We start from the raw sequence: 26614 nt of genomic DNA on the forward strand, positions 1-26614 counted from the left end.
AGAGGAGGGGCGGGAGGAACAGGGATCAGTCAACGGGTTTTGCATCGACTACGTCGTCTCCTCCTTCTTTCTTACCTTCCTCTCCTCCCGCCTGCTTGCCTGCGCCTTCGTACATTTTGGCTCCTATCTTGGAGGAGACCTCTAAGACCCTGTCGGTCATGGACTTGATCCTTTCTATGTCCTCCGCTTCCTGTATCGTCTTCTTAGCCTCCTCTATGACGGACTCCGCCTCTTTGACGTCCTCCTCGGAAAGCTTGTCCCTGTTCTCCTTGAGTATTTTCTCGAGGTTATAGATGAGCTGGTCTAATTGGTTCTTGCTCTCTATGAGCTCCTTCTTCTTCCTGTCCTCCTCCGCGTGGGCTTCCGCCTCCTTTACCATCTTCTCTATCTCCTCCTGCGTCAGACCGGAGGAGGGCTGTATCCTGATGGACTGCTCCTTACCCGTTCCGAGATCCTTGGCGGTAACGTGTAGTATTCCGTCCGCGTCTATGTCGAAGCAGACCTCTATCTTGGGAACTCCCCTCGGTGCGGGAGGTATTCCTGTAAGGTAGAACTTACCGAGGGACTTGTTATCTTTTGCTAAGGGTCTCTCTCCCTGAAGGACGTGGATCTCCACCTCCGTCTGGTAGTCCGCGGCGGTCGTGAAGACCTCACACTTCTTGTAGGGTATGGGCGTGTTCCTCGGTATCAGAACGGTCATTACACCTCCGTAGGTCTCCACTCCGAGGGAGAGGGGTGTAACGTCAACGAGGAGTATCTCCTTGACTTCTCCGGAGAGGACTCCCGCCTGTATTGCAGCACCTACGGCGACCACCTCGTCAGGGTTCACCCCCTTGTGGGGCTCTTTACCGAAAAACTCCTTTATCCTCTGCTGGACGAGGGGTATCCTCGTTGATCCTCCGACGAGAACTATATCGTCTATGTCTTCGGGCTTTAGCTTGGCGTCCTCGAGGGCTTTCTTGACTATGTCCATGGTCCTGTCGATGAGATCCTTTATCATCTCCTCAAGTCTCGCCCTCGTGAGCTTCTTCTGGAGGTGGAGGGGCTGATTTGTATTGGGATCTATCGTTATGAAGGGGAGATTGATCTCCGTCTCGAGCTTGAAGGAGAGTTCCTTCTTGGCCTGCTCGGAAGCCTCCTTGAGCCTTTGGAGGGCGGTCTTGTCCTTCCTGAGATCTATCCCCGTCTCCTTCTTGAACTCCTCTATGAGCCACTCCATTATTCTCTCGTCTATATTCGCACCGCCGAGGTGGGTGTCTCCGGAGGTGGCTTTGACCTCTATAACTCCTTCCCCACCTTCTAAGATGGAAACGTCGAATGTTCCGCCTCCGAAGTCGTAAACCAAGATCTTGACGTCGGACTTCTTATCAAGTCCGTAAGCTAAGGCTGCTGCGGTTGGCTCGTTCAGAATTCTGAGAACCTCAAGACCAGCTATCTTTCCCGCGTCCTTGGTAGCCTGTCTCTGTCTCTCGTTGAAGTAGGCGGGAACGGTTATGACTGCCTTAGTTATCTTCTCACCCAGATACGCCTCGGCAGCCTCCTTTAGCTTCCTGAGAACGTGGGCTCCCACCTCCTCCGGACGGACTATCTTACCCGCGTTGGGAACGTCAAAGGCGGCATCTCCCTTGTCGTCCGCAACCACCTTGTAAGATACCCTCTTGGCTTCGTCCTTTACCTCGTCGAACTTCCTGCCTATGAACCTCTTGGACTCATATATGGTGTTTTCAGGATCGAGAACTGCCCTTCTCTTGGCGGGTTCTCCGACGAGTATCTCTTTCTCTTTGGTCCATGAGACCACCGAAGGTGTTAACCTCGCTCCCTCCTGGTTTGGTATAACGACAGCCTCGTCCCCCATCATAACAGCCACAACGGAGTTCGTGGTCCCGAGGTCTATTCCAAGGATCTTCTCAGCCATCTTTCCACCTCCTCTCTTACTATGTGTCAATTATTTTAAACCTTTAGTGATTTTGTGTCAAGTTTTATGAAAATAGCTTTATTAAGCTCTTCTTCAGGCAGGGTAAGGCACCGTTAAGCTTGGAGCAAATAGGCTTTTAGTCTTTATCTATTATCGAATTGATCAGTTTATCTATATCGAGGATTTCCATTAAACCGTACTCGGTTTGGGCTACGTTGCTTATGTAGGTGCTGTACCTTCCCACCATGGGGTTGGGTTCGAGTCTTTCCTGAGGAACCCTTATAACACCTACTATGCTGTCCACCAGCACGCCAGCCTTTCCGTGTGGTGAGTCGAGAACTACTATCCTGGTCGGTTCCCTGCTCTCTGAAAGCCCAAGAAGCTGTTTCAAGGAGAGCACAGGTATGATCTCACCTCTCAGATTTATTACCCCAACGAGGTAAGAGGGAGTGTACGGAACTTTTACTATTTCTAAAACCTTCGATATCGTAAGTATCTTTTTCAGAGGTATACCTATCAGCTCTCTTTCCAGAGAAATTCCCAAGAACTCTTCAAAGTTCGTAAAGACTCTTTCTGGGCTCGTTTCACCTACAGGCATTAACTCAGCCATATCACACACCTCACAAGAGCGCTAAGCTTCTCATTTCCCTCTTTAAAATTCCATCGAGGTCGAGGATCAGAACCACCTTTCCGTCTCCCGTTATGGTGGCTCCCGATATTCCCTGAACCTCACCGACTATCTTTCCGAGAGGCTTCACCACCACCTCCTCATCACCGAAGAGGTCCTCAACCGTAAAGGCTACCTTCTGGCTCCCTACCTGAGAGACTATTACGTAGCCTACGTTTCCGCTTCCCATCTCCAAAGCTTCCCCGAGGTTTATGAGCGGGATAGTCAGCTCCCTCAGAATGAGAACCTCCTTCCCCGACACGGTGGTTATCTGGGCGTCCTCCCCCTGAATTATCTCGAGTACGGAGTATATCGGGATGGCGAAGTATCTTCCGTTCACCGAGACGAGCAGTGAGCGAATTATTCCTACGGTCAGAGGGAAGGAAAGGACTATCCTCGTTCCTTTTCCCCTCTCCGTCTCTATATCTATCATTCCCCTGAAGGCGGAGACCGTGTTCATGACAACGTCCATCCCCACGCCCCTTCCCGAGACCTGAGAGACCCCCTCGGCAGTGGAAAAGCCGGGGTGGAATATGAGAAAGAGTATGTCCTTCTCAGTCATCTTCTCCGCCCTGTCGGGACTGATCAGTCCACGTTCGAGGGCTTTTTGTTTTACCTTTTCCGTATCTATACCCCTCCCGTCGTCGGACACCTCTATATAAATTCTGTCTCCATGGTAGTAAGCGCTAAGCTTAACCGTTCCCTTCCTCGGCTTCCCGAGCCTTTCCCTCTCGTCAGGAGGCTCTATCCCGTGATCGACAGCGTTCCTTATGAGGTGTATAAGAGGCTCCTCGAGTTTCTCCAAGACCGTCTTGTCCATCTCTGCATCTTCTCCTTCTAAGACGAGCTCAACCTCTTTGCCAAGCATCCTCGCTAAATCTCTGACGACCCTCGGAAACTTCTGGAAGAGCCTCTTCACCGGTTGCATCCTCGTCTTCATCACAGCGAGCTGAAGATCCCCCACTATCCTGTCGAGGGAGGAGAGCACAGTTTCGAGCTCGTCCATCGTCTTTGAGTAGGTTTCCTCTCTTACCCTCTGGAAGACCCTCAAAAGTCTGTTTCTCTCAAGAACGAGCTCCCCAACAAGGTTCATTAGATCCTCTACCTTCTTGATATCGAGCCTTACTATCTTTTCCCCCTCAGACTTTACAGGAACCTCTCTCTTAGGAGGGGTTTCCTTCTTATCTTCTTTCTTCTCTTCCCGTGCCTCTTCCTTGGTTTCTTCCCGTGTTTCGTCTAAGGCTTCTATCATTTTCTCTTCAGCCTCCCTCTCCTTCTCTTCAGAGGGTTTTACTTCACTAGAGCTCAGGATCTTATCTAACTCCTCAATAAGCTCGGATGGCCTCTCGTCCGGGGGAAGAAGTATAAGCTCTTCAAGAATCTCCTCTATAGGTTTCCCCTTGAGGTGAGAGAATCCGTACTTTTCAAGGAGCTTGTCTATGCTCTCCTCTTCCTTCCTTTCGGTTTTAGAAACTTCTCCGCTTTCAAGCTCCCTGAGCTTTCTAACCAGATCCTCGGGAACGTCTACATCTTCCCCCGCCTCATATCTCGGTAAAGCGGATCTTATAAAGTCCACTGCCTCGAGGATCGCATCGTTTATCTCTGGAGTCAATGTAAGCTCTCCACTTCTAAGCTTTCCAAGAACGTCCTCCGCAGCGTGAGCTACCTCCACTACTGCCTTTAGACCCAGGAACCCGGCTCCGCCTTTCAGCGTGTGCATCGCTCTGAAGGTGGCGTTAAGCAGTTCTTCGTTGGTAGGGTCCTTCTCGAGCTCTAAAAGGTTCTCCTCCACCTTCTGGAGGTTCTCCTCAGCCTCAACGACGAACTCGCTAAAGATCTCTCTCATCTCGTCGCTTATCATGGTTTACTCCCCTTTCCGAGTTTGTTAACCAGCTCTAAGAGTTCTTCAGCGTCGAACTTCACTATAAAACCGTCGGCGTTCACTCTGAAAGCTCTCTGTCTATTGCTTTCATCGCTCAATGTCGTGTTCACTATGACAGGGAGCCCCATAAGACCCACGGTTTCCTTTATTTTTTTAGTGAGGGTAAGTCCGTCCATGTTGGGCATCTCTATGTCCGTTATAACAAGCTGTATGTAATCGGTTATAGGTTTTCCTTCACTCTTAGCCTTCTCAAAGTAATTGTTCAGAACGTTCCAAGCCTCGAGACCGTCCTCCGTCTCTATTACCTTATGTCCTGCGGACTCGAGTATATCCTTCACTATCTTCCTTGCTACCGCAGAGTCTTCCGCAACGAGAATCGTATAAGTCTCCTTAGTTTCTTTGGCTTCTTCCCTTGCCTCAGCTTCGCGGAACACCTTGAGGAGCCCTATGTCGTGGAGTATCCCTTCAAAGTCTAAGATTATTAGGAGCCCGTCTTCCGTATCTACTACACCGGTGATCCTCCCTCCCAACTTCTGGTTCAACGTGTCGGGAGCCTTCTTTATATCGCTCCAAGAAATCCTTCTTATTCTCTTGGCATCGTGTACTATAACACCCACATTCTCCCGGAGAAACTCCAAATGTAGGAGGAACCTCTTCCTTTCGGGAGGCTCATCTATGCCCATCCACCGGGCGAGGCTTATCACCGGTATCAGCTTACCCCTTATCTCCGCCATACCCTCTACTTCCGGAGGCATGTTGGGGACCTTGGTGATTTGAGGCATTCTCAGGACTTCCCTAACCTTCGCCACGTTCACACCGAAGATCCACTCGTAAGTTCCCTCTGGAACATCCTCATAAAGGCGAAAATCAACTATTTCCAGCTCGTTCTTACCGGTCTCAAGGATATCAGGCATTCCGTAGGACTTATCCGGTTTCATTTTCGTCCTCCGAAGATACCGACTCTGCTATCTTGTCCACTATGGTCTTTATCTCTTTGGAGAGCTTTGAGGTGTTGTCCGCCAGCTTCCTGAACTCCGACGCCACAACGGCAAAACCTTTCCCGGACTCCCCTACTCTCGCAGCCTCGATCGCGGCGTTCAGGGCGAGGAGGTTTGACTGCTTGGCTATCTTCATAAGGCTTTCGGTCAACTTCGAGAGTTCATCTATATACTTGGCGCACTCGTTCATTTTTTAACCTCCCTGCTTAAAAATATTTAATCGTTTTCCGAAAGGTATATTTAAATTTTGATATGGCAGATGAAGAGTTCCTTTCTCAGGAGGAGATAGACCTTCTGCTTCAGACCCTCGGTAAGGAAGAGGGAGGAGAGAAGGCGGAGGTAGAGTACAAGCCCTTTGACATAAACCAGCTCGAGAGGATACTTCCTACAAGGCTTGTAAAGCTCGAACAGATACTCAACCAATGGATAGCCTCGGTTACCTCGGAGCTAAGAGGTATAGTTTTCAACTTGGATACCATATCTGTGAAGGAGATAAAGACGGAGAAGATATCGGACTTCGTCCTTAAGATACCTCTGCCTGCAGCCATTGCGGTTCTGAACGTCGAGGCTCTGAACGGTAGGATGTACTTAGTCTTAGATACGAGGCTGATCTACACGATAATAAGCATAATCTTCGGAGGACCGGCACAGCCCTACAAGGTGGAGGGAAAGAGCTTCACCAAGTTTGAGCTTAGGATAATCCGCAACCTCGTTGATATACTCGTCCGTCATCTCAGTACCGCCTGGGAGGAGTTCGTAGGTCAAGGGAGAATAGAGTTCACGGGGCTCGAGGAGAACCCGAGGAGATTGATAACGGTAAGCAGAAACGAAAGGGTCATAGTTATCAACCTTGAGGTGGAGATAGAGGGATTCAAGGGGGACATATTCTTAGCTATCCCCTTGAGGACTATAGATCCTATAAAGGACATCTTGAGAACTGCGGAAACGGAAAGTGGCACCCTGAGGGACGTTATCCTTGAAAATCTGATGGTAGTGGAGGTTCTTCTGGAAGCTGTCCTTCCCTCCGTAGAAATAAGCGTGGGTGATCTTGTGGAGCTTAAGGAGGGGGATTTTATACAGCTTGACAGTAGAAGCACCGAGTCGGTGATAGTAAAGGTAGAGGGTGTTCCGATGTTCAGGGGCATACTGGGGGAGTCGGCTGGGAAGAAGGCTGTTAAGATAGAATCCTATACTTACCACGAGGGAAGAGGTGTAGGATGAAGGAGCTTGAGGGGATAATAAAGGAGCTTCTACAGAACGTAAAGGAGCTTGAGAACGTAATAGAGGGAATCAAGAAGCCGGTGAGCGAAAGCTCCCAGTTGATACCAGAAACGGCCAAGAATATAGAGGACGTTATGGCCTTCCTCGAAGAGACCTCCCACACCATAATGAACCTGCTTGAGAGGATAAACGAGAACTCCAACCAGATACAGAAGGATGTCGAGTTCCTACTATCTCTGAACCCCGTTTCAAAGGTTAGGGAGAGGCTCGAATCCATAAGGGAGAAGAATACGGATAACTTAAACACACTGCTCGAGCTATACACCCACATGTCCTTTCATGATCTCGCCGGTCAGCAGTTAAAGCTTGTCATCAACGTTCTCGACAGGATCAAGAAAGCTCTGATGGACATAATAGTCTCGCAGGTCACCGCCGGTAGAGATCTGAAAGAGGAGGAAATATCGGGGATAAAAGGAAAGGTCAGCGAGCTACTCTCTCAGGATAGAATATCTCAAGAGGATGTTGATAAATTGCTCGAAGAATTCGGGCTTTAGGAGGAAAAAGGATGCCGATGCCACCTCCTGATGCGAGGATTCTCGTGGTGGACGATATGAGCACCATGAGGCGGATAATAAAAACGATCCTCAATCAGCTCGGTTACTCGAACGTGGACGAGGCGGAGAACGGGAAGCAGGCTCTCGCGAAGCTCAAGAACGAGAAGTACGACTTCGTCATAACCGACTGGAACATGCCGGAGATGGACGGACTGACCTTAGTGAAAGAGATAAGGAACGATCCCGATCTTAAACATCTCCCCGTCCTGATGGTTACAGCCGAAGCTAAGAAGGAGAACGTCCTTGAAGCTTTGAAAGCCGGAGTTAACAACTATATAGTTAAGCCTTTTACACCGGAGGTTTTGAAGGAAAAGATGGAAAAGATATTCAAGTGAGGTGGATTATGTTTGGGGACAAGAGGAGGATAAGGGAGCTCGAAGAGGAGCTCGGAAGATGCAGGGAGGAGAACAGGTTCCTGCTAAGTGTTATCGAGAGCCTTGAGGAGGGTGTGGTCCTTTTAGAGGACGGTAAGATCAGGTATATCAACGAGAGCGGTAAGAGTATCCTCGGGGAAAGAAGTATTGAGGAGATGGGCGAAGACATAGAGGTTGTGGCTGAAGGAGAATCCTTCTTAGTCTTTAAAAGGAGAGAAGAGCTGTCTCCCGTGGAGGAGGAAGAGAAGGATAGTGAATGTCTTGGAGAGCTGAAGTCCCAGCTCGAACCTATCTTTGAGGACATAAATAGACTCTCCTCTCAGGCGGCAGCGAGCTTTACGGAACTCGATGAGGTCTTTCGGATAGTTAGCAACGGCCTCGAGATAGTGAAGCAGATGAGTGAGGCGTCCGCAAGAACGGAGGAGAGTCTGAAGAGAGACCTCGAGCTGGTGAACGAGCTCAGTAGGCAGTCGGAGGATATATCTAAGATCCTCACCCTAATAAACGAGATCTCGGAGCAAACAAATCTCTTGGCTCTCAATGCTGCTATAGAGGCGGCACGTGCAGGAGAGTTGGGAAGGGGGTTCGCCGTGGTCGCGGAAGAGGTCAGAAGGCTCGCCGGAAAGACGATGGAGTTCACCGAGAACATAGACAGACTCCTGAAGGATGTGGAAAAGAAGGTAAACAGGGCGAAGACGCATATAGAGGAGGTGGCAAAGGAAGCGAACTCTCAGAAAAACCAGGCTTCGGACGTGGAAGAGCTATTTTATCTTGTCCAGTACAGGATGGAGGCTCTCAGGGGCAAGTACGAAGAGGTGTCCTCCAAGCTTGAGGCTATCCTGCACCTAATACAGGATACAAGGCGCATAATAGAGAGTAAGCTCTCCGGGGAAGAGGGATGAGCTCTTTCTGTAGGAGAGTTGTCGAGTACATGTACGAAAGGAAGCTCGATGAGTTCATATCTTCCTTCTATGAGCTTTACAGCCTTTACAACCATCTGGACGAGGAGACCTTTCTTAGAGAGTGGTTTGACAGGAGGATAATTAGAAAACTCGTCTCCCACTTCCCGCCTTCGGTGATAGTGTCCTCCTTCGAGGAGTTGAGAAACACAAAGAGAAATCTTCTAAGAACCTACGTCAGAACCTACTGGGACTTTTGCAAGAATCCAAGGAAGCATCCTGTAAGGGTGGAGGAAGCCGTAAGATTCTTTAACCTCGACGAGATATCCGAAGATAGGCTGAAAAGTTCTTACAGGGAGATGGTAAAAAGGTTCCACCCGGACAGAATAGGCAGAAGTGAGGAAGCCCACAGGATGATGATCAAGATAAACTACTACTATCAGATACTGAGGAGGTACTTGAGTGATAGACGTAAGGAAGCTCTTTCAGTCGGGTAAGAGGTACAGGGGCTTTGCTCCCGTAGATGGTGTTTACACTCCTGTGACCTTTAATCTGTATCCTGTTGGTGGTAAGGAGGTCAGGGTTCGCTATCTCCTGCCCCTTAAGGTGTTCGAGAACTTGAAAGAGGGCGATGTTGTGTACGCTCTCGTGGAAAACGAAAAGAATCTGATAGCTGAGATGCGGATAAAGAAGAAGGAGGACAGGAGTCTCGAGGCAGAGGTGGACTTTGTAACCGAGGATAGGAGGAAACTCCCGAGGGTGAGCGTGAAAGGCTTACTCGACGTAAGGGTGGAGGCGGTATGTTCCGGAAGGATTTATGAAGGGAGCCTTGTGGACATAAGCTTGACTTCCCTGAGCGTGGATACAGGATTCCCCGAAGGGGAGTGTGAACTTTACCTGACCTACAGGAACAGGAAGGTGAAGGTTATCGGAAAGGTTATCAGATCCGGACCGGAGGGTTCGGCTGTCGAGGTAAAGGAAGGTAGCGGGGATATGATAGATCTTCTGGGAAGGATCTACTCTGACCTGTTCATAAGAGCCCAGAGAGGCTGATCAGGTCAGCTTCTTCTTTCCCTTTTCTTTGAGGATCTTCAGCTGAGCCCTTCCAACGGCGAGGGCTCCTTCGGGGACGTCTTTACTCACCACGGAACCACCTGCGACGTAAGCGAAGTCTCCAATCCTTATCGGGGCTATCAGAAGTGAGTTGCTCCCTATAAAGGCGTTCCTGCCGATATGGGTTTCATGCTTTTTTTTGCCATCGTAGTTTGCGGTTACGACTCCGGCGCCCACGTTGGTCCCCTTCCCTATCTGAGCATCCCCTATGTAAGCTAAATGCTTTGCCTTAACTTTGCTCTCGAGCCTGCTGTTCTTAACCTCCACAAAGTTGCCAACCTCCGCCTCCTCGTCTATCTGAGATCCGTTTCTTATGCGGGCGAAGGGACCTATTACCGCACCGTCTAACACCCGACTATCGGCTATCATCGAGTAAGCCCCTATCCTGACCGAACTCCCTACTTCCGAGTTTTCTATAACCGCTCCTGGACCGACAACAGTGCCCTTTCCTATCTTCGTTCTCCCTTTCAGGATCGCGCCCTGATGTATCTCCACATTTGGAGATAACGTAACGTCCGGCTCCACCCAGACGGTTTCCGGAATATGGAAGGTAACACCCTTTTCGGCCCAGAACTTTATGAGCTTTAGCCTGAGTATGTTCTCCGCAAAGCTGAGCTCCCAGCGGTTGTTAACACCGAGTATCTCCGTAGGATCGGAAGCCATGAAGCTCCTGACCTCATACCCCCTCTCGCTCAGGTAGGAGACCACGTCCGTAAGGTAGAGCTCACCGGTCACCTCGCTCGGCTTTATCTTGAAAAGGGCTTCGAGGAGATAAGGAATGTAAAACATGTAAACTCCACCGTTTACCTCCTTTATGTTCCTCTCCATCGGAGAGGCGTCCTTCTCCTCCACGATTCTCAGTATCCTATCGGTTCCCTCCTCCTTCACTATCCTTCCATATCCGGTGGGATCCTGAAGAACAGAGGTCAAAACCACGCCGGCGAGCCTCACCTTCTCGTACTCCTCCACCATAGCAAGAAAGCGCTGCATGTTCTTTATCGTCTCGGAGGTTATCAGGGGAGAGTCTCCGTTCACTATGAGCAGATAGTCGTCGCTGTTCCTCCAGAAGTCTATCGAGGCTAATACGGCGTCCGCTGTTCCTCCCTTAGGATTTTCCTGATGGAAGTACTCCACACCCTTACCTATAGCTTCCTTTACCTCTTCCGCCTTGTAACCTACAACTACCGCTATATCCTCTATACCTCCCCTCCTTACCGCGTTTATCACGTACCACAGCATGGGTTTTCCTAAGATCTCGTGGAGAACCTTAGGCTTCTCGCTCTTAAACCTCGTCCCAAGCCCTGCTGCAAGTATAACCGCTTTCATTTAGCTTTCTCGGGTTTTTCGGGTTTCATAAATGTCAAAGGGAAGAACGTAACACCAAGAGCCAAGATTACCAACCCAAGTAACATAAGCGTGTAAGCGTCCATCATTCCGACCCTTTCTCATTTTTAAGAAGGTTGGGTTTCCTTTCTCTTAAGTTCCCGCAGTCCAAGGAATATAAGGACTAAGCCTATCAGTGTACCTATTATCCCTACTATCAAAACAGCGTCTCCAAAATCTATCATTTCTTAGTCCTCACCTTAGAACTAAGGTATAGCAAGACTCCTCCGATTGCAAGAAAAATAACCACCACACTTATTACTTTAAAAGTCGTTGATAGATCAATGCCCCCTTTTGGAATTGGTTGAACAATCAGTATTATCGCAACACCCAGAGCGAAGTGCAGGAACCACTTGTCGAATTCTTCAAGAACCCTTTCCATCACTATCCCTTGCTTCCCGCGTCCCTTGCCACACCTCTCCTCGAAGTCTCTATAAAGTTTATAAGCAGTTCTATATCCTCGTTTCCCTCGAACTCCTTACGGAGTTTCTCTATCGCCTCCTTCCTGAGAAGATTGCTCCTGAAGAGTAACCTGTAAGCCTTCTTTATAGCCCTGATCCTATCCTTGGAGAAGCCTCTCCTTTCCAAGCCTACTGTATTCACACCATAGAGGAGAGCGTGCTGACCTGAAGCTCTTGTAAAGGGAGGTATATCGAGGGACACTCCCGTGAGACCCCCCACCATCGCGTAGGAACCTATCCTCGCCCACTGATGAACCGCTGAGAGACCACCTATGAAGACGTACTCTCCAACTTCAACGTGACCTCCCAAGGTGGCACAGTTTGCCATTATCGTCCCCTTTCCGACTATGCAGTCATGGGCTACGTGGGAGTAGGCCATGAGCATAACGTCGTCCCCTATTATCGTCTTCATCTTGTCTATCTTCGTTCCTCTGTGAATAGTTACGTACTCCCTTATTATCACGTTGTTCCCGATTATCACCTCGCTCTCCTCTCCTTCATACCTCAGATGCTGAGGATCCTCACCTATCACGGCGCCCTCGTAGATCCTGCAGTTCTCGCCGATTCTCACCCTTCCCTTTATCGTTACCCTGTTTCCTATCTTCGTTCCCCTGCCTATCTCCACGTCTCCCTCGATTATGCAAAAAGCTCCTATCTCTACATCCTCGGCAATCTTCGCCTCCTTACTCACATAGCTCGTGGAATGTACCTTCATGCCGCCTCCTTTAGAATAGATTGTATGTACAAGACCCCTGTGCTGATGGCGCTTGTCGGTGGGCTCGGTTTAATAGCCCTGTATGCATACGTAAGGATATCGGCATCAGGAAGCGCAGACCGTGTATAGCCAACCCGCTCATTCCAACCTCTCAACCATCCTCCTCAGAGTGTTCATCGCCACCTGAGTGGAGAGGAACCTGTTGGGATTTCTCCCCATGCCAAATATTCTCTCCTCTATGTGGATCATTTCACCGACGTAAACTCCTATGTAGGTCAGACCCTCCGGCTTGTGCTCTGAGCCCCCCGGTCCAGCTATCCCTGTGATCGCTATCCCGCAGTCCGTTCCGAACCTCTCCTTAAGACCTCTGAGCATCTCCCTGCAGGTCTCTTCAGAGACCGCCCCGAAGTTCCTTAAGGTCTCCTCACTAACACCGAGGAGCTTCTTCTTAAGCTCGTTGGAATAAACCACAACACCGCCCACAAAGTACTCTGAACTTCCGGGAACGTTAACTATCCTCGCCGAAAGGAGCCCCGCGCTACAGCTCTCCGCGGTAGATAAAGTAAGATCCTTCTCTCTCAGCAGCTTTCCTATAACCTCTTCCATACTCTCCCAGCTCCCAGAGTAAACCCACTCCCCTATCTCCTCCTTTGCCCTCTCCCAATCTTCTCTTCCCTCAAAGAGTATATCTACCCCCCAGAGGCTTACCTCGAGCTTGAAATTGAGTCCCCTCAGCCTGACCTCTATCTCCTCCGGGGAAAGATCGAAGGTTCTGAGGACGAAGCCTTCAAAATCTCTCTTTCTCTCCCAAAGGCAGACTTCACATTTCATCAGCTTTATTATCTTAACTTACTTCTAAACTTTATCTTCCTCCTACCGTATAATAGATACAGGTCTTAACCGGAGGGCAGGATTATGAAAAGATATGTTTATCTTCTTCCCTTGCTCGGGGTTATGTACGGCTGTGGAGGAGAGGGAGACTTCGGTTCTGGGCTTGAAAATGAGTTTAACAGTGTCATACTTTACGTGAGCAGCGTAAGCCCTCAACCCCTTCAAAGTGATGTGGCCTACTGGCATACCGTTCCCGTGCAGGTGTGGGCTGTTGATCCGACGGTTGAAATAAGTGGGGACGGCGATGGTGTGTGTGAGGAAGGTGAGATATGTTGTGGGGATGTTGGGCCGAGTTATCCGAATTTTCAAAACGTGTGCTGTGTAGCAACAACAACCGTAGATCTCTGTATTGGAACCAGCTTGGTCGATGATTACGTTAGTATAGACTTCGTCCTTGAGCCAAAAAAGAATTTTAAAGGGGAGCCTATTTCACCGTACTCCTCACCCGTGATTCTTCAGGATGTTTATATAACTTACAAAACCCTTACAAACGGATGTCCCGACCTACCATCAACTGTGCAGGCTGTAAATTTCACGATACAGCCCAATGAAGAAATCCACACCTTCGCGCTCTCCCTTATTTCTCAGCTGATAAAGGAGCAGGTTCTGTCGTATGGATCACAGGTATCCGTGACTTACACTAATATTGACGGATGTGTAACAAATCTTCCTCCCGTAACCGTTTTTACTGGTATATGCGAGTACTTAGCAACCGCAAATTTCAATGCAGTTGAACTCTTTGGAGGAGATACTGAATCTGTAAATGTTGAAATAAGCGTGAGACTTGCTGATTTTCAAACCGAAGGAGACCAGTGCTTGCCAACCTTTTGACTTAGTCATTTGATCAGGCTATTCAGATCCTCTTCTTTGAGGATTCCGGATACTATACGGCCGTTTTTACCTATTACATGGGGAAGACCTATGAGCTTTAATTCTGTTCCCAGATACTTCATATTTTTAAGGATTTTCTCTTTCCCCTCTGTGCACGTATTCTCTGATTCATACTCCTCCATAACTCCTTTGAACCCTTTCTTGTCGCATAAGATTGAAACACTCCTATCATAAGCCTTTTTATGAATGGGAATGGGGTAAAGGATAACTTTTAATTTAACTTTATTTTCTTCAGCCCACTTAAGCAGTTTCTTTTCCTGTTGCCTGCAGATTTTACAGTCCGGATCTGTTATGTAATATACTTCGACATTACCCTCGCCGTGTTCAAAATCAACCAACTTTTCAAGTTGGGCAACTTGATCCTTACTCAGGCGTCTAAGCTCCTTTTTCCTTTTTATGGTTAAGTTCTCATTAGTGTTTGCATCCAAAATATTGCCGACTATAACTCTATCTCCCCTTTTATTTATGTAGAAGATAATAGGATTTATACCGTCCCTTATTACAACTTCACACAGTCCGGGGATATCTTTTACCTCATTTATGCTCTCAATATTGACAGTCTTTGCCCCCTGTTTCTTCATAAGTTGCGTTACCCTCTCTTCAGAGGGGCAATTTTGGGGCTGCGTATAGCATGAAGATATTAAGAGCCCAATCGATAGAATGTAGAATTTACGCTTTTCCATGAGCGCGCCTCCGTATGCGTTTGTATAACAATAAAGCTGTTATCAATATTATACCATTTGACAGACCTGATCCTGATACAGAGCAACCACCTCCGCCGCCAGAGGTTTTACTCGGACTACCCCCCTGATCCTCATCCACTCCAGATTTACCAAGGTAAACCTTCCCATATCCGTAGATGTTGTTCGGTACCTGACCTGTGGATTGATCCGCTATCGCGTTTAAAACCAGAGAATCCTTTATCTGCTTTGAGGTATAGTAGGATGCGGTTTCTTGAGATCCCTCTAACATAAGGGCAACTATTCCGCTAACAACGGGTGTCGCCATGGACGTCCCTGCCTGAGGTACGTACGATCTTCCATCGTTCGAGGCGGAATAGACGAACAGTCCCCCTGCAACAACATCAGGTTTTGTCCTGCCGTCCCGCGTAGGTCCCCTTGAAGAGAAAAAGGCTATCTTCCCAAGGTCAGCGAAAGACCTCGTGTTTATCTCGGAGGTTCCCAGAATAGGCTTAGAAGTTATTGCCCCAACGGTTATCGCTTTTTTGGCAACGCCCGGCACACCCACGGTTCCGAGCACCCCTCCGTACGGTCCGTAAGGCACGTGATCCTTGAACTCCGAGTAACAGAAGGGGCACACGAAGTACATATCTATCCTGCTAACCGTGCCTGATCCGGGATCCAGCTTAACCGAAAAGGAACCGCTGCAGTCGTACGCTATAAGGAACTCTCCATCTCCGTTAAGGGGGCTTGAGGTAACAGAGTTGTCTATGTAAACGGAACAGCTACCCAAACTCCCGCTCGCGACAGCGCCCGAGGGAGCACTTATACACGATGTTCCCTTGCAGAAAGATACGGAGAGGCTCCCCCCCCTGTACCAGCCGTTTATCTGATCTCCACCCGGGGTAAGGGTCTCCAGATTTACCGTTTCTTCAGAAGTGAGGTTGTTCATCTGGGCGTGTATAGGTCTGTTTCCCTCATTGCCCGCCGCAACTATTACGAATAGGCCGGAATTAACAGCGTTGTCCACAGCCCTGCTCAGTAGCCCGGTTCCATCGTGAGGTCCGAAGTGTCCTCCGATAGACATGTTCACAACTATAGGTTTGTTCAGGCTCTGACGCTTCTCTATCAGATAGTCAAGCGCTTTGATGATTTCAGTATCCGTAAAGTCAACAAGCTTCACAATTATAAGCTCGGCTTGGGGAGCGATACCCTTATAGGGCGTGTTCGGGTCGCCACCGGCCGCTATGCCCGCTACGTGTGTTCCGTGCCCATTGCTGTCGTAGTGACACCTTCCATTTTGAATCTCAGAATTTATCTGGGCACTGTCTAACTCTTTATCGGACTTTGGTTCGTAGAAGAAGAGTATCCTCGTCGAGCCATCCCCTTTTAAAAAGGCGGGATGACATGGGTTTATGCCCGTGTCCACTACCGCTATAATGACACCCCTACCGGTTTTCCCCGATAGGGATGCCGAGGTTCCCAAGTAGTAAGCTGTAGCACCGCTGAGGTCCGATACCCTCACCTCTTCATTTTCGGAAGATATGATCAGTCTGAAATCACCGCTCGAGGAAACGTTTATATCAAGAGATCCCGAAGAACACCTTAGGCTTGTGGGCGAACCGGTACAGCTACCGCTGAGATTTACGCCAGAAATCCTGAAGCCCCTTATGCTCAAACTCTGCCCGTCTCTTGTCCTTAAAGAGAGTGTCAGGTTTCCGCTCCCGTGAACACCTATAGAGGAAACCCTTACAACATCAGTCAGGGGTTTAAGTTCTCTCGGAGCCTCTATGTAGACAACGTCCTCCCTGCTCAGAAGGTTCAGGAGATCTCCCTCGCCGACGTCAACGACCTCCACCCTCCCGTCGCGGTAGAGAACCTTTACCTCCTCAAGTCCTATCGCCTTAGTAGATAGACCGCCTCCCTCGTGCAGGATCCTTCTGAGATCCGGGCTGAGCTTCGGATCGTAGGAAAAAGCAAGGGAAAGGAGGAACAGCAGGATCAGTATAAACATGGTACCCTCAGATCCTTCTTTCTGTGTAGGCTTTCAGAAGCCTTGTAAAGTTCTGGAGGGAATTCAGGTGGGCGTATATTACTGACATAAACCCTTTTTCAGCAAGGCTCTTTATCTTATCCCTCGGCAGATCCAAGAGCTTTCTCTCATCAACGAAGTTAAAGGGTATCTCCTTCTGTTCATTGTCTCCCAGTTTGTAGATAAACCTTCCGCCCGTCAGTAGCTTGTTGTTAAGGATCTCCTCTAAGAGAACTCCGTTTTTCTCCGCATCTTCCTTTATAAGGTTGGCGTAGGAGAGGAAGTCCCTATCGAACACTTCGTTGAGTTTGCCGGGCTCCGCAAACAGGTTCTCACCTTCCTCCTCGGAGAATCCCGGGCAGGATCTGTCTATGGCAACCAGGTTTTTACCGTTGGCGGGAACTACGGAGAAGGGGTAAGCCTTGCAGAAAAAAGGCCTTTCCTCCTTCAGAGAACAGCCCTCCTCTTTCAGATATATACAGCCCCTCTCGTCCTCCCTCAGCCTCAGAACGGCGGAGAAGGAGGCTACGCTCCCTCTCTCTGTCTGCCTGAGGGTTACGACCACGGGGAAGTATCTGGAGAGGTGGGGGACTTCGGCCACCGGGACGTGGATGAGGAAGAAGTTAACACAGCAGGAGGTCTGGCAGTCCTCCCCAAGACACCTCCATCTGAGACCTGCATCCTTCTTAGTATCCAAGAACTCCCACCTGATCATCTTTGAAACATGCTGTATTTTTCCTTAGAACGTTTTGGCGGCACAGGCGGAGCAGCACCAACTATAGCCTTTATCTCTTCCGACAGCCTCTGTATCTCAGCCTGATCGCCTTTTGCAACGGCAATTCTGAATTCGTACATCAACCTGTTTAGCGTATCTACCTTAGCAGAGTATTCCTTGAATGTTTCTACCCAGGAACCCCCACTCTTCTGGGCTTCCAGCATCTTCTGGGTGTAGGAACCCATAAACTCCTGTACTTTCCTGTTAAACTCCTGTTGAGCCTTTACATAGGGTTCCATACTTTTCCAGCGAACCTGCTTTTCAACCTTTTCCTCGAACCTCTTGTGCAATATCGGGTTGGGTAGAACCACTTCGCTTTCTGCAGACTTTTCAGCAGTTTTCTTTGACTCCTCTACCTTCTGTTGGGAGAGAAAACTCTTAAAAGCCTGATTTACTCTGGGTTTCTGCGTAAGCGCCTCCGTCTTTGCAGGCTCGTTACTCCCTTGAGAGAGAAGGTACCACACTCCTACCATAGCTAACCCTCCCGTGATCAGTGCAATTGTCCTTTTCATAATCGGAACCTCCGGAAGATTTTTTAGAAGAGGGGGACCCGAGGGTCCCCTTTAAAGCTTACCACGTCTTGAGGACGTTGAAGAGGCAGGTACCTGCCGGCCTCGAGTTTATCTGGAGCGGGGTCGTCAGCGTTCCGTCGTCGTACATCAGACCGTCGAACAGCCCTACCGAAACGCAGGCGCCTCCAATAGGACTCCATACGTTGACAACCTTGGAGAGGCCGAGGTCTACGTTACCGCCCCTCGCCGGCAAGAGAGTTGTGGAGAAGGGAACCTGAAGGGTCGTTGTGTTAACAGTTCCCGTCTGGGCGTTGACTATATAAGGAGTGCTTATAGTTGTTCCAAAGAAGGCGGCGGTGATGTTGGGAGCCACACCAAGCCACAGGGGATCCCATCCATAAGATATTGCTGCCCCGTCGGAAATGATGTTGGTGTCTGTCTTTATCTTTGCGGGGAAGTTGCCCCACGTGTAGACGCCGTTTATGTAAGGCGCGGACAGAGAGTAGGAGGCACAGCTTCCTCCGGCCGGATTTGTAAGGGGACCGGCGACACAGTCCGCAGTTCCTGTCGTCGCAAACGGAACCGGGGTTCCGATCTGGAAGACGAGGTTGTTGCTGCCCATGTAGAAGGGCATTTCAGGTACCGTGTCCGCTGTTCCAGTAGTGAGGGATGTACCGCTTGAGGGGTCTATAACGTCCCCGGAGTAAGTTCCCGTCGAAGGATCCCCTGCAAGCCAGGAGTAAGCGAATGAAGGTAGCCCAGTGGGAGGAGCACACTGGACGGTCTGCGTTCCCTCACCTTCGAACACCCTATCTTCAACACCGGTGTAGAGGGGCGGTGATAGAATGTTTTCCCATATCTTTGCCGTTGAACAACCTACGAAGGCGTTCTGTGTCCTGGGAGCGAGGGCGGCGTTCGTAAGCGATGCACCCCTCAGATAGTGGAAATAGTTGGTACTAAGAGCCGTATCTACACCGACCACGCCGTCCTGGAAGGCGATGATGGAAGCGAGCTCTGTACTTGTTAGCGGATGGTCCTCACAGTCAACCGCGGGTGTTATGGCGGTGTTCGTGTTGTCTATGTGAAGGACTATGAGCTCTCCCCAACCAGCATCCGCAGCGGTTTCACAAGATGCTAAACCTGCAGCGCCAGCGTCGGAAACGAAGTAGAGATAACCGTCCCGGTCGAATCCGAACTGGGCTACGCTCCCTGTACTATTTACGAAGGGATAGAAGTTCGGGTAAGAGTAGACGTTGATACCGCCGACCGAATGGGTTTTAACGTAGTAGAGATTACCCCCTGCTCCTCCGTCAACCCAGGCTATGTGAACCTCTCCGTTCTGATCCATCCTCATCTTTGCCCAGCCGGCGGGGACACCGTTCGGGGGTGGATTATCACCGGCTATCACATTCTCCTCGTTCACGAGTCTGACAGGGGTGCCGTTACTTCTTATCATGTACATTATGGCGTTGGCACCATTGGCGCCGAGTAGGATTATGTCCGTTCCGGGAACCTTATCGTAAACTATAGCCGGTGCTGGGAATGGGTTGATGTTAATTGTTAGATCTGGTATGGCCCCGTCTGGAGTAGCGACGCCGTCCAGAAGGGTTACAGTTCCGTTCACATCTATTATATAAACGGACTCAGCGGCGGTACCGTCCCCTATTACTAAGTAGTTGTTTCCGGCATAGAGCAGTCTTTCTGAAGCGGTATCGGTTGCTCCAACTGAAGCAGAGAGAGCTATACACTGCCCGCTGGAGGTTACTATAAAGTCTATATCACCACCCACATCGTCTATGTAGAAGTTCGGTAGCCCTACAGTATTAGTAAGGGTTGTTCCTGCTCCCACCGTAGCTCCCGTGGCGTAGTCTACACAGTTAGATATGGGGGTTATGGAGCCTGTGCTGTGGTCGTAGAAGTAAAGCATGTTCGTAGGCATGTATGGTGGCGGTGGGGCCGGGTTGTTTACCACCGTTGTGAGGAGAACGTTTCCGTTGGAAAACTCGTGTACGTAATCCAGCATGACATCGAAGGGTGTGGGTATCTCCGTATACTGCGCCGTTCCGTCATCGTAGATGTCAGCCACGTAGTAGCCTATCAGAGTTCCCGGTGTTGTAAAGCCTTTGATCGCTCCAACGAGAGCATTACCGACCAGATTAGGTGCCGGTGGGGGTGGTGGGGGTGGTGTCGTTGATGTTGTCCCGCCTCCTCCTCCACCGCATGAGGCTGCAAACATGCCTGCTGCGAAAACCGCCGAAGCTAAGAGTAGCTTCTTCTTCCTCTTGCTCATGATGCATCCCTCCTTTAGTTAATTTAAGCTACCCCAATTATAAAACTACCTTAATTGCAAGTCAAGATTTTTGTTGTTTTTGTTCGGTTTACTCAACATTTTTTTCGTTTTTCATTAAGGTTAGTGTAAAAAAAAAGTAAAAAAGTTCAAAGGGAGGATAAAAGAAAGGCACCCCGCGAGGGGTGCGGGGGATCACCTTCTCAGGAACCTTCTCACCATTAAGGCAGCGGGGATGAGAAGGTAGAAGGGGATCGAGGTTACGGGTGAGGAGGAACAGCCTCCACCGCCCCCAGAGCTTACCGTGGCGGACAGGGGAATCACCAGCGGATCGTTGTTCGGATCGTTGCTCCTGACAACCAGCTGCACCGAGTAAGTTCCCTCATCCTGACCGGTGAAGCTTATTTCGACCTCACAGGAACCTCCCGCGGGTATGGAGGCACCGGTACAGCTGTCGGAAGTTATCGTGAAACCGCTCAGGGAGGAGCTGAGCTGTCTGGGAACCAGTCCCATCGTCAGCGTGCTGTTGGAGTCTATCAGACCAACCTCCCTTATGTAGAGGATACCCGGTCCGTTGTTGAAGAAGGATAGTGTTTGAGATACGGATCCGTTGGGGGAGACACTCCCGAAGTTTATACCGGCCGCAGGATCGAAGGAGAAGCTCATGTTCGGTAAACTACCTCCTCCCGTTCCACCTCCCGAAGCGGAGGCCGCCTCGTCGGCTCCTATGTCAACTATGCCAAACATTATCCTGTTCTGACCGTCTATATCCTCGATGGGTAGATGGGGAGCGCTGTTGTTTCCGGCGTTTATCATAGGTGAGTTGGAAGACAGGTGGAAGTTGTCGTTCACCACGTCCACAAATAGGGGATCCTGCTGAATGTTGTTTCCATATTTGTAGGTGTAGCCTGTCAAAGTCTCGAAGTAAAGATCCTCCGACTGGGGATTGTTAAAGTCGGCGTTGCCCGAGAAGTTGTTGTTGAAAAGGTTAATCAGGGTCAGATCGGACGGATCGTTTATGTACATATCGTCTCCATTAGAGGTAGAGGTGTTCTGCCAGAAGAGGTTGTTGTAGAAGTCCCCACCCACGTCGGTACAGCATCCATCAAACCACAGCCCGCCTCCGTCACCGGTGGCCTGGTTGAAGGCAAAGGTGTTGTTGACAAGAGCGCTGCGGGCGGGATCATCGTGATCGTAGGCGAGACCTCCTCCGTCGTCACCGGCTATATTCTCCCAGAAAACGGAGTTGGCAACAACGTTATCTGTAGATTCGTTGCCTATTTCCGCATAGGCACCCCCTCCGTCATTGGACGCCTCGTTGCCGAGGAACACGGAGTTCATCAGGAGAAGCCTGCCCTCATCGCTCTCCAAATAGGCGCCTCCTCCATCTTCGTCGGAGGAGTTATTCCTGAACAGCGTGGATATGATAATTAGATCCGTATCCGCATACACGTACGGACCGCCGCCATCATAACCGGCACTGTTCCCCTCAAACAGGGAGTTCTCTACCCTTATGTTGTCGTAGTCGGTGTAGAGGTAAGCACCCCCTCCGTAGCCATCTGATGAGCTATTGTTCCTGAATACCGTATTCCCTACATTTATATCTCCGGAACCATCAACGTAAGCGTACAGACCACCGCCATCATAATAGGAGCTGTTTCCCTCAAAGGTTGAATTGGAGATATTTATGTCTCCCAGGTCATCAACGTACAGGAAGGCTCCTCCACCATCATCCTCTTCAGACTGGTTGTTTGTAAACGTACTGTTAAATACACTTATAGAACCCTCGGTAGTTTCACCGTACAGCCCTCCACCATCATCCTCATCGGAGAAGTTGTTTTCGAAGAGGGAAGAGTCCACGTGTATATTTCCCGTGAAGATTTCTAAGTAGGCTCCTCCTCCTTCGTAATATGAGTAGTTGCCTATGAAGAGCGAGTCTTTTATGTAAACGTACCCATTATTACTTACCTCAACGTATAAACCACCACCGTATCCTCCGTCAGTGAAATTGTTAAAGAATTCACAGTTATGGACTTCTACGCCTGTACTGCTGTCAGTAGACAGAAAAGCCCCACCACCATCACCAAAATCAGTGGAGTTATCTTCAAACCTGCAGTCTTTCAACATTATGGGCGCGTTCGTCGTTCGGACATAAAGCGCTCCTCCGCTCGCCATCGGTACATACCCGTTCCTGAAGACCATGTTCTCTATGTGCACGTACGCGCTGGAATCTGTAGCTCCCGTTGTGTCAATGTTCATGATCTGAGTTGTTCCTCCTCCGTCGAGGATGGGAGGATTTACAGGATCCTGACCTACTATTTTGAGAGAGTACTGTTCAGTCGCGGCTGCAGAGTACGTGAGGGTTGATGTTATGTTGTAAACCCCCGGAGCAACTATAATAGTATCGTCTTCTCCGTTGCTCTGAGCAGTTGTAAGAGCGTTTTGAAATTCTGTGGGGGTTGAAACGTTAAATACAGCACCCATCGACACTCCGGCCAAAGTCCCTAAAAAGAGCAACGCCCTACCGACCATGACTATCCCTCCCTTGAGGTTAGTTGTTGTCAGACTGCCTGGACTGCCTGTACTGTTCCTTGCAGGCTCTCAGGTCGTCCTTTGTTTGCGCGTTCTGAACGCACTGCTTATACATTTCCAGCCTTGCCTGCTTCTCTTCAATTTTCTGTACTATCCGTGCCTTCATGTCCGTAGCAGTATCCCTCTCCCCACCAATGCTCAGAAAGGGCACTGCCAGTACGGCTAAGCTTACATAGAACAAAAACCCCTTCTTCATACCTACCACCTCCCGCTAAGGTTTCCTGCATACTAAATTAACTTTTAAAATTTAATAATGCAAGATTACGGAGATTAACGGGCGATCTTCCCTGCATAAAATGCGCTGGAAAAGGAAGTTCCTTTAACTTTTCCGATGGGCAGTTCAAAGATATATTTTTCTCTAACATTAGCCAGTTTGCACACCTTTTCAGGGAAGCAGGGGGAGCCTGCAACCGCTATGACTTCCGGAACCCTCGCGGGGAAGGGGAGCTCCTCCGAGGGTGAGTTGCCCGCCGGAGCGGTTATCTTTGTGCCCCTCGCAGAAAGGAGCTTTATGAGGAGCTTTACCGCCGGATCCTCCGCCCTTGTGCCGAAGGACATATTAACCACCTTTATGCCCCTCCTCAGGACGTCCGCGAGAGCTTTTATTATGCTCCAGCTGTCGCACCTCCTCTCCGTGCACACCCGGTATAGGGCAACCTTCGCCTTCTTAGGAAGATGGACGAGGTAGGCCACCGCCGTTCCGTGGGGCTCCGGCCTGTAGGGCTCTGGTCTGAGGTTCTTCACGTAAAGAAGGGCGTCTCCGAGGATCTTAGGATCCGCCCCCGTGTCGAGAACCGCAACTGTGCCCTCTCCCTTGTCTCCCTCATTCTCTTCATTCAGCTTCTGAACCTCTCCCATCAGCTCGTAAACGTAGTTAGGCTGGAATATGAGAACCTCCTTCTCCAGCCTCCTCTTCAGCTCCTCCGGCTCCTTCTCCCACTTCAGGAGAGAGAAGTTGAGATCCTCCACGCTAAGGCTCTCTAAAACTTCGACGTCCTCCGGGAGGGAACCCTTATAAACCACTATGAACTGGAAGGGTATGAAGGCGAGCCTTGGAGGTTCTGAAGGCTTGGCGAGAATAGCCTTGGTTACCAGAAAGATCAGACCTGCCCCTATCAGGACGCCTATGGCGGTTCCTATGCCGGAGCTTCCGCCCCCTCCGTTTCCTCCGGGCTGTTCCTCCCTCTCCCCCGGAATGGGGACTATCACCGTCTCCGAGAAGGAGAGCGACAAGAAGAGGAGGAGGCTTATAAACACCCTCACGGATTAGAATTTTAGTATGCGGATCGTGATTCTGCTTCTTTTCTTGATCCTCTCCTGCGGAAGAGGTAGGGAGGAGAACGCCGTAGTTCTCAGGTTCACCGGCGTTGTGGATGTTCCCTACTTCTCGGAGGTAAGGGTGAGGGTATCGGGTCCGGACTTCGATCCGATAGAGACATCAAAGGAAGGACCCTTCTATCCGGGGGATCTGGTCAGCTTCGATATAGAGATCCCGCCGGGAGAGGAGAGGCTCTTTGAGGCTCTCGTCTTCGACCCCTCGGGGAATCCCGTTTACTACGGCTCGGAACTTGAGAACACTCCGGCGGGTGAGGTGGTGATAAACCTCTATCCGACCCCTGCAGTTGTGTCGAGCGTCGAGAAGTTCGCCGACGGAGGAGTCCCGGAGGAAAACGTTGAGTTCTACCTTCTGAGCGGGGATCTCCTTTCCGTGAACCTTCGGGACAGCACGGGAGGGCAGGGAAGTAAGGAAAGCTATCTCGCGGGGAGATACATCGGTTACGAGAGATCTCCGGGGGAGTGGGTCCTTATGTTTGTGGAGAAGCCTTCGGATACAACCCTCGAGATCTCCAAGATCTACGAGTTCGAGGTAAGGCTCCCTCCGGACGAGGAGATCCTCCTGCTGAGCGGGAGCTGCGAGGGCTACGTTGTGGACGGGGAAACCGTAAGCGTGAGCTCGGAGAAGCTTAGAAAGGGAGGCTTTGCCCTCCTTTCGGGAATCGGCAGGGCGGTTTACCTGAACACCTCGGCGGAGAGTCCCGTTGAGTTCTCAGAAGAGAGTTGCAGGACGGGGGAGGAGCAGGACTGCCTTCCCCTGAGCGTGGTCTTTACAGATTCTTCCCCTTCGGGTTATGAGGTTTACGCTTCGGAGGGAGGCATAGAGTTCAGAACGGACAGGGAGGGAATGTTCTGGAAGCTGGAGGGACCGAGCTACCTCCTGAGAGTTTACGGCGATCTCAAGACGGAGGGCGGGTGCTTCGGGGGGTGGACTTTGAAGGTCTCACTCGGAGAAGAGTTTGACGGGAACGCCGAGGTAAGTATAAAGGAGAAGAGCCTGCTTCTGAAGCTTCTGGATAATAGTGTGATAAGGGTCTTCTCGGAGGAGCTTCAGCTGAGTGCCTTCTGCCCCGGTTCTTCGGAGGTTTCCCTTCGAATTCCCTACTACTCGGACCTTCCGATGACCCTTGAGGTTTACTCTCTCGGGAGAGCGGTGGGAACCCTTCTGACCGACCCATCGCCTTCCCTGCCCGAGGTTGACATTGAAGATATAAAGTTAGAAGATCTCGGGGAGTACATCTACTTCTCCTTCAGGAGGGTAGGGGATCTCTACTACTGCTCCCTCGAGCTTTCCTCCGAAGATGTCAGGGTTCTTGTGGATCGCATACCTCCCGAGAGGAGCTATTTGAAGATCAGGAAGCTCTGGGAGAAAGAGGATGAGGAGATATGGGATTACAGTATCACCTGCTTTACCGCCGACGGGAGGGGCTACGTCCGGAGAGAGTCAGTCCGCGGCGCGGAAGAGATCGCTGTTCTCTTTTAAGAATTTCCTGAGACTCTCCGGATCTCCCTTCAGGTAGAACACACCTCCGTAGGGTCCCTCTATGCGGAGGTTGTATTCAGAAAGCTTTCCCGATAGTTCGATCAGGGAAGCATCCTTCACCACCTCCACCGCCACGCTCTCCTCCGCACCCATGACCTCATACTCCTTCGATCCTAGGTAGGCATGCAGGAGCAGCGCGGAGATCAGAAGGAGGGCGAGGGACTCCGCTACAAGGAGCCTCCTCAGCCTCTTCCTCCTCTCCCTCTCCACCTTCGCTATCACTCTGTACTCGAGCCCCTCTGGAGGCTCGACACCCTCGTAGAACTCCTCAAGTGCCCTTTTTATGCTCACCTTCAAGCTCCCTTACGATCTCCTTTAACTTCTTCTTTGCGTAGAAGACCCTCGTTTTTACCGTGTTTTCAGGCACCCCCAGCACCTTCGCTATCTCCGAGTAGGAGAGTTCCTCGTAAAAGGCCAGGTGTATAACTTCCCTGTGTATGGGAGAGAGCCTCTCTATCGCCGCGCGCAGAAGTTCGACGTTCTGGGGAAGTTCCTCGTCCTGAACGGGAAAGTCCCTATCCTCAAGCTCGTAAGCCTGCAGCTCCCTCCTCCTCTTCCTGAGCAGGTTCATGGTCAGGTTCCTCGCTATGCCGAATATCCACGTGCTCGGTTTTGAGAGACCTTTAAAGTTCTTTGCGGATCTCCATATCTGAAAGAAGGTCTCAGCGGTTATCTCTTCACTGTCCTCGTAGTTGCCCGTGAGTCCGTAAACGTAAAGGAAAACTCTGTCTCTGTAAAGTCTTATGAGTTTTTTAAGTGCCTCCTCGTCCCCGTCGGCGATCCTCTTTATCAGATTACCCTCGTCCATACCTCGTCTATCGGGTAAGTGGTCAG

The 26614-nt window shown here is 50.2% G+C and carries 27 protein-coding genes; 8 read left to right on the forward strand and 19 right to left on the reverse strand.

Going from position 1 to position 26614, the window contains the following annotated elements:
* Positions 1-25: 25 nt before the first annotated feature.
* The 5 genes from dnaK to ACZ483_RS09420 all read right to left on the reverse strand — a co-directional run bounded on the left by dnaK (position 26) and on the right by ACZ483_RS09420 (position 5652).
* On the reverse strand, positions 26-1915 hold the full coding sequence (dnaK, locus tag ACZ483_RS09400; protein ID WP_464323913.1) for a molecular chaperone DnaK: 1890 nt from the start codon (positions 1913-1915) through the stop codon (positions 26-28).
* A gap of 136 nt (positions 1916-2051) precedes the next feature.
* Positions 2052-2525 carry a chemotaxis protein CheW gene (locus ACZ483_RS09405; protein WP_464323914.1) on the reverse strand — a complete coding sequence of 158 codons (474 nt, stop codon included), beginning with the start codon at positions 2523-2525 and terminating at the stop codon, positions 2052-2054.
* Between the two features lie 10 nt (positions 2526-2535).
* Positions 2536-4443, reverse strand: coding sequence for a chemotaxis protein CheA (locus tag ACZ483_RS09410; RefSeq protein WP_464323915.1), 1908 nt, complete (start codon positions 4441-4443; stop codon positions 2536-2538).
* The gene (locus ACZ483_RS09415; protein ID WP_464323916.1) at positions 4440-5402 is read right to left on the reverse strand and encodes a chemotaxis protein; all 963 of its coding nucleotides are present in this window, start codon (positions 5400-5402) and stop codon (positions 4440-4442) included. Before ACZ483_RS09415 ends, ACZ483_RS09410 begins: the two co-directional genes overlap by 4 nt.
* A complete protein-coding gene (locus ACZ483_RS09420) occupies positions 5389-5652 on the reverse strand; it encodes a methyl-accepting chemotaxis protein (RefSeq protein WP_464323917.1) in 264 nt (87 codons plus the stop codon). Before ACZ483_RS09420 ends, ACZ483_RS09415 begins: the two co-directional genes overlap by 14 nt.
* A gap of 62 nt (positions 5653-5714) precedes the next feature.
* Here ACZ483_RS09420 and ACZ483_RS09425 point away from each other — a divergent pair, with 62 nt between their 5' ends.
* From ACZ483_RS09425 to ACZ483_RS09450, 6 genes are read left to right on the forward strand one after another with little or no spacing between them, the layout of a single operon-like run.
* Entirely contained in the window at positions 5715-6683 is a 969-nt protein-coding gene (locus ACZ483_RS09425) for a flagellar motor switch protein FliM (RefSeq protein ID WP_464323918.1), read from the forward strand.
* A complete protein-coding gene (locus ACZ483_RS09430) occupies positions 6680-7237 on the forward strand; it encodes a protein phosphatase CheZ (protein ID WP_464323919.1) in 558 nt (185 codons plus the stop codon). The genes ACZ483_RS09425 and ACZ483_RS09430 overlap by 4 nt, the downstream gene beginning before the upstream one ends.
* 11 nt (positions 7238-7248) lie before the next feature.
* Positions 7249-7632: a chemotaxis response regulator CheY gene (locus ACZ483_RS09435; RefSeq protein WP_464323920.1), complete on the forward strand. Its 384-nt coding sequence runs from the start codon at positions 7249-7251 to the stop codon at positions 7630-7632.
* A complete protein-coding gene (locus ACZ483_RS09440) occupies positions 7629-8573 on the forward strand; it encodes a methyl-accepting chemotaxis protein (RefSeq protein WP_464323921.1) in 945 nt (314 codons plus the stop codon). The genes ACZ483_RS09435 and ACZ483_RS09440 overlap by 4 nt, the downstream gene beginning before the upstream one ends.
* Positions 8570-9067: a J domain-containing protein gene (locus ACZ483_RS09445; protein WP_464323922.1), complete on the forward strand. Its 498-nt coding sequence runs from the start codon at positions 8570-8572 to the stop codon at positions 9065-9067. Before ACZ483_RS09440 ends, ACZ483_RS09445 begins: the two co-directional genes overlap by 4 nt.
* Positions 9033-9623 (forward strand): PilZ domain-containing protein, encoded by a 591-nt coding sequence (locus ACZ483_RS09450; RefSeq protein ID WP_464323923.1) that lies wholly within the window; start codon positions 9033-9035, stop codon positions 9621-9623. The genes ACZ483_RS09445 and ACZ483_RS09450 overlap by 35 nt, the downstream gene beginning before the upstream one ends.
* Here the strand turns inward: ACZ483_RS09450 and glmU are convergent, their stop codons facing one another.
* The 4 genes from glmU to ACZ483_RS09470 form a co-directional block, all read right to left on the reverse strand.
* Complete coding sequence (gene glmU / locus ACZ483_RS09455) at positions 9624-11009, reverse strand: bifunctional UDP-N-acetylglucosamine diphosphorylase/glucosamine-1-phosphate N-acetyltransferase GlmU (protein WP_464323924.1); 1386 nt, start codon at positions 11007-11009, stop codon at positions 9624-9626.
* A gap of 238 nt (positions 11010-11247) precedes the next feature.
* Positions 11248-11448, reverse strand: a complete 201-nt coding sequence (locus ACZ483_RS09460) for a hypothetical protein (RefSeq protein WP_464323925.1) — start codon at positions 11446-11448, stop codon at positions 11248-11250.
* 2 nt (positions 11449-11450) lie between these two features.
* Positions 11451-12242: an acyl-ACP--UDP-N-acetylglucosamine O-acyltransferase gene (gene lpxA / locus ACZ483_RS09465; protein ID WP_464323926.1), complete on the reverse strand. Its 792-nt coding sequence runs from the start codon at positions 12240-12242 to the stop codon at positions 11451-11453.
* Positions 12243-12380: 138 nt separating this feature from the next.
* Positions 12381-13073 carry a CinA family protein gene (locus ACZ483_RS09470; RefSeq protein WP_464323927.1) on the reverse strand — a complete coding sequence of 231 codons (693 nt, stop codon included), beginning with the start codon at positions 13071-13073 and terminating at the stop codon, positions 12381-12383.
* A gap of 84 nt (positions 13074-13157) precedes the next feature.
* Between ACZ483_RS09470 and ACZ483_RS09475 the strand changes: the two genes are divergently transcribed.
* Positions 13158-13964 (forward strand): hypothetical protein, encoded by an 807-nt coding sequence (locus tag ACZ483_RS09475; protein ID WP_464323928.1) that lies wholly within the window; start codon positions 13158-13160, stop codon positions 13962-13964.
* A 5-nt stretch (positions 13965-13969) separates the two neighbouring features.
* Here ACZ483_RS09475 and ACZ483_RS09480 read toward each other — a convergent pair whose 3' ends face one another.
* From ACZ483_RS09480 to ACZ483_RS09515, 8 genes are all read right to left on the reverse strand, one after another.
* Positions 13970-14707 (reverse strand): disulfide isomerase DsbC N-terminal domain-containing protein, encoded by a 738-nt coding sequence (locus tag ACZ483_RS09480; protein WP_464323929.1) that lies wholly within the window; start codon positions 14705-14707, stop codon positions 13970-13972.
* On the reverse strand, positions 14694-16718 hold the full coding sequence (locus tag ACZ483_RS09485; protein WP_464323930.1) for a S8 family serine peptidase: 2025 nt from the start codon (positions 16716-16718) through the stop codon (positions 14694-14696). Before ACZ483_RS09485 ends, ACZ483_RS09480 begins: the two co-directional genes overlap by 14 nt.
* A 7-nt stretch (positions 16719-16725) precedes the next feature.
* Positions 16726-17451: a SapC family protein gene (locus ACZ483_RS09490; protein WP_464323931.1), complete on the reverse strand. Its 726-nt coding sequence runs from the start codon at positions 17449-17451 to the stop codon at positions 16726-16728.
* A complete protein-coding gene (locus ACZ483_RS09495) occupies positions 17448-18023 on the reverse strand; it encodes a hypothetical protein (protein ID WP_464323932.1) in 576 nt (191 codons plus the stop codon). The genes ACZ483_RS09490 and ACZ483_RS09495 overlap by 4 nt, the downstream gene beginning before the upstream one ends.
* Positions 18024-18081: 58 nt before the next feature.
* Positions 18082-20313, reverse strand: coding sequence for a hypothetical protein (locus tag ACZ483_RS09500; RefSeq protein ID WP_464323933.1), 2232 nt, complete (start codon positions 20311-20313; stop codon positions 18082-18084).
* Between the two features lie 192 nt (positions 20314-20505).
* The gene (locus ACZ483_RS09505; RefSeq protein WP_464323934.1) at positions 20506-22842 is read right to left on the reverse strand and encodes a right-handed parallel beta-helix repeat-containing protein; all 2337 of its coding nucleotides are present in this window, start codon (positions 22840-22842) and stop codon (positions 20506-20508) included.
* Between the two features lie 19 nt (positions 22843-22861).
* The gene (locus tag ACZ483_RS09510; RefSeq protein WP_464323935.1) at positions 22862-23098 is read right to left on the reverse strand and encodes a hypothetical protein; all 237 of its coding nucleotides are present in this window, start codon (positions 23096-23098) and stop codon (positions 22862-22864) included.
* Between the two features lie 74 nt (positions 23099-23172).
* Positions 23173-24165, reverse strand: a complete 993-nt coding sequence (locus ACZ483_RS09515) for a S8 family serine peptidase (RefSeq protein ID WP_464323936.1) — start codon at positions 24163-24165, stop codon at positions 23173-23175.
* A gap of 25 nt (positions 24166-24190) precedes the next feature.
* On the opposite strand from ACZ483_RS09515, the gene ACZ483_RS09520 reads away from it, so the two are divergent.
* The gene (locus tag ACZ483_RS09520) at positions 24191-25720 is read left to right on the forward strand and encodes a hypothetical protein (RefSeq protein WP_464323937.1); all 1530 of its coding nucleotides are present in this window, start codon (positions 24191-24193) and stop codon (positions 25718-25720) included.
* On the opposite strand, the gene ACZ483_RS09525 is transcribed toward ACZ483_RS09520, so the two are convergent.
* Entirely contained in the window at positions 25682-26071 is a 390-nt protein-coding gene (locus ACZ483_RS09525; RefSeq protein WP_464323938.1) for a hypothetical protein, read from the reverse strand. The two genes, ACZ483_RS09520 and ACZ483_RS09525, sit on opposite strands and share 39 nt — an antisense overlap.
* Positions 26049-26588, reverse strand: coding sequence for an RNA polymerase sigma factor (locus ACZ483_RS09530; protein WP_464323939.1), 540 nt, complete (start codon positions 26586-26588; stop codon positions 26049-26051). Before ACZ483_RS09530 ends, ACZ483_RS09525 begins: the two co-directional genes overlap by 23 nt.
* Between the last annotated feature and the right edge of the window lie 26 nt (positions 26589-26614).

This window comes from Hydrogenivirga okinawensis (genome assembly GCF_055385515.1).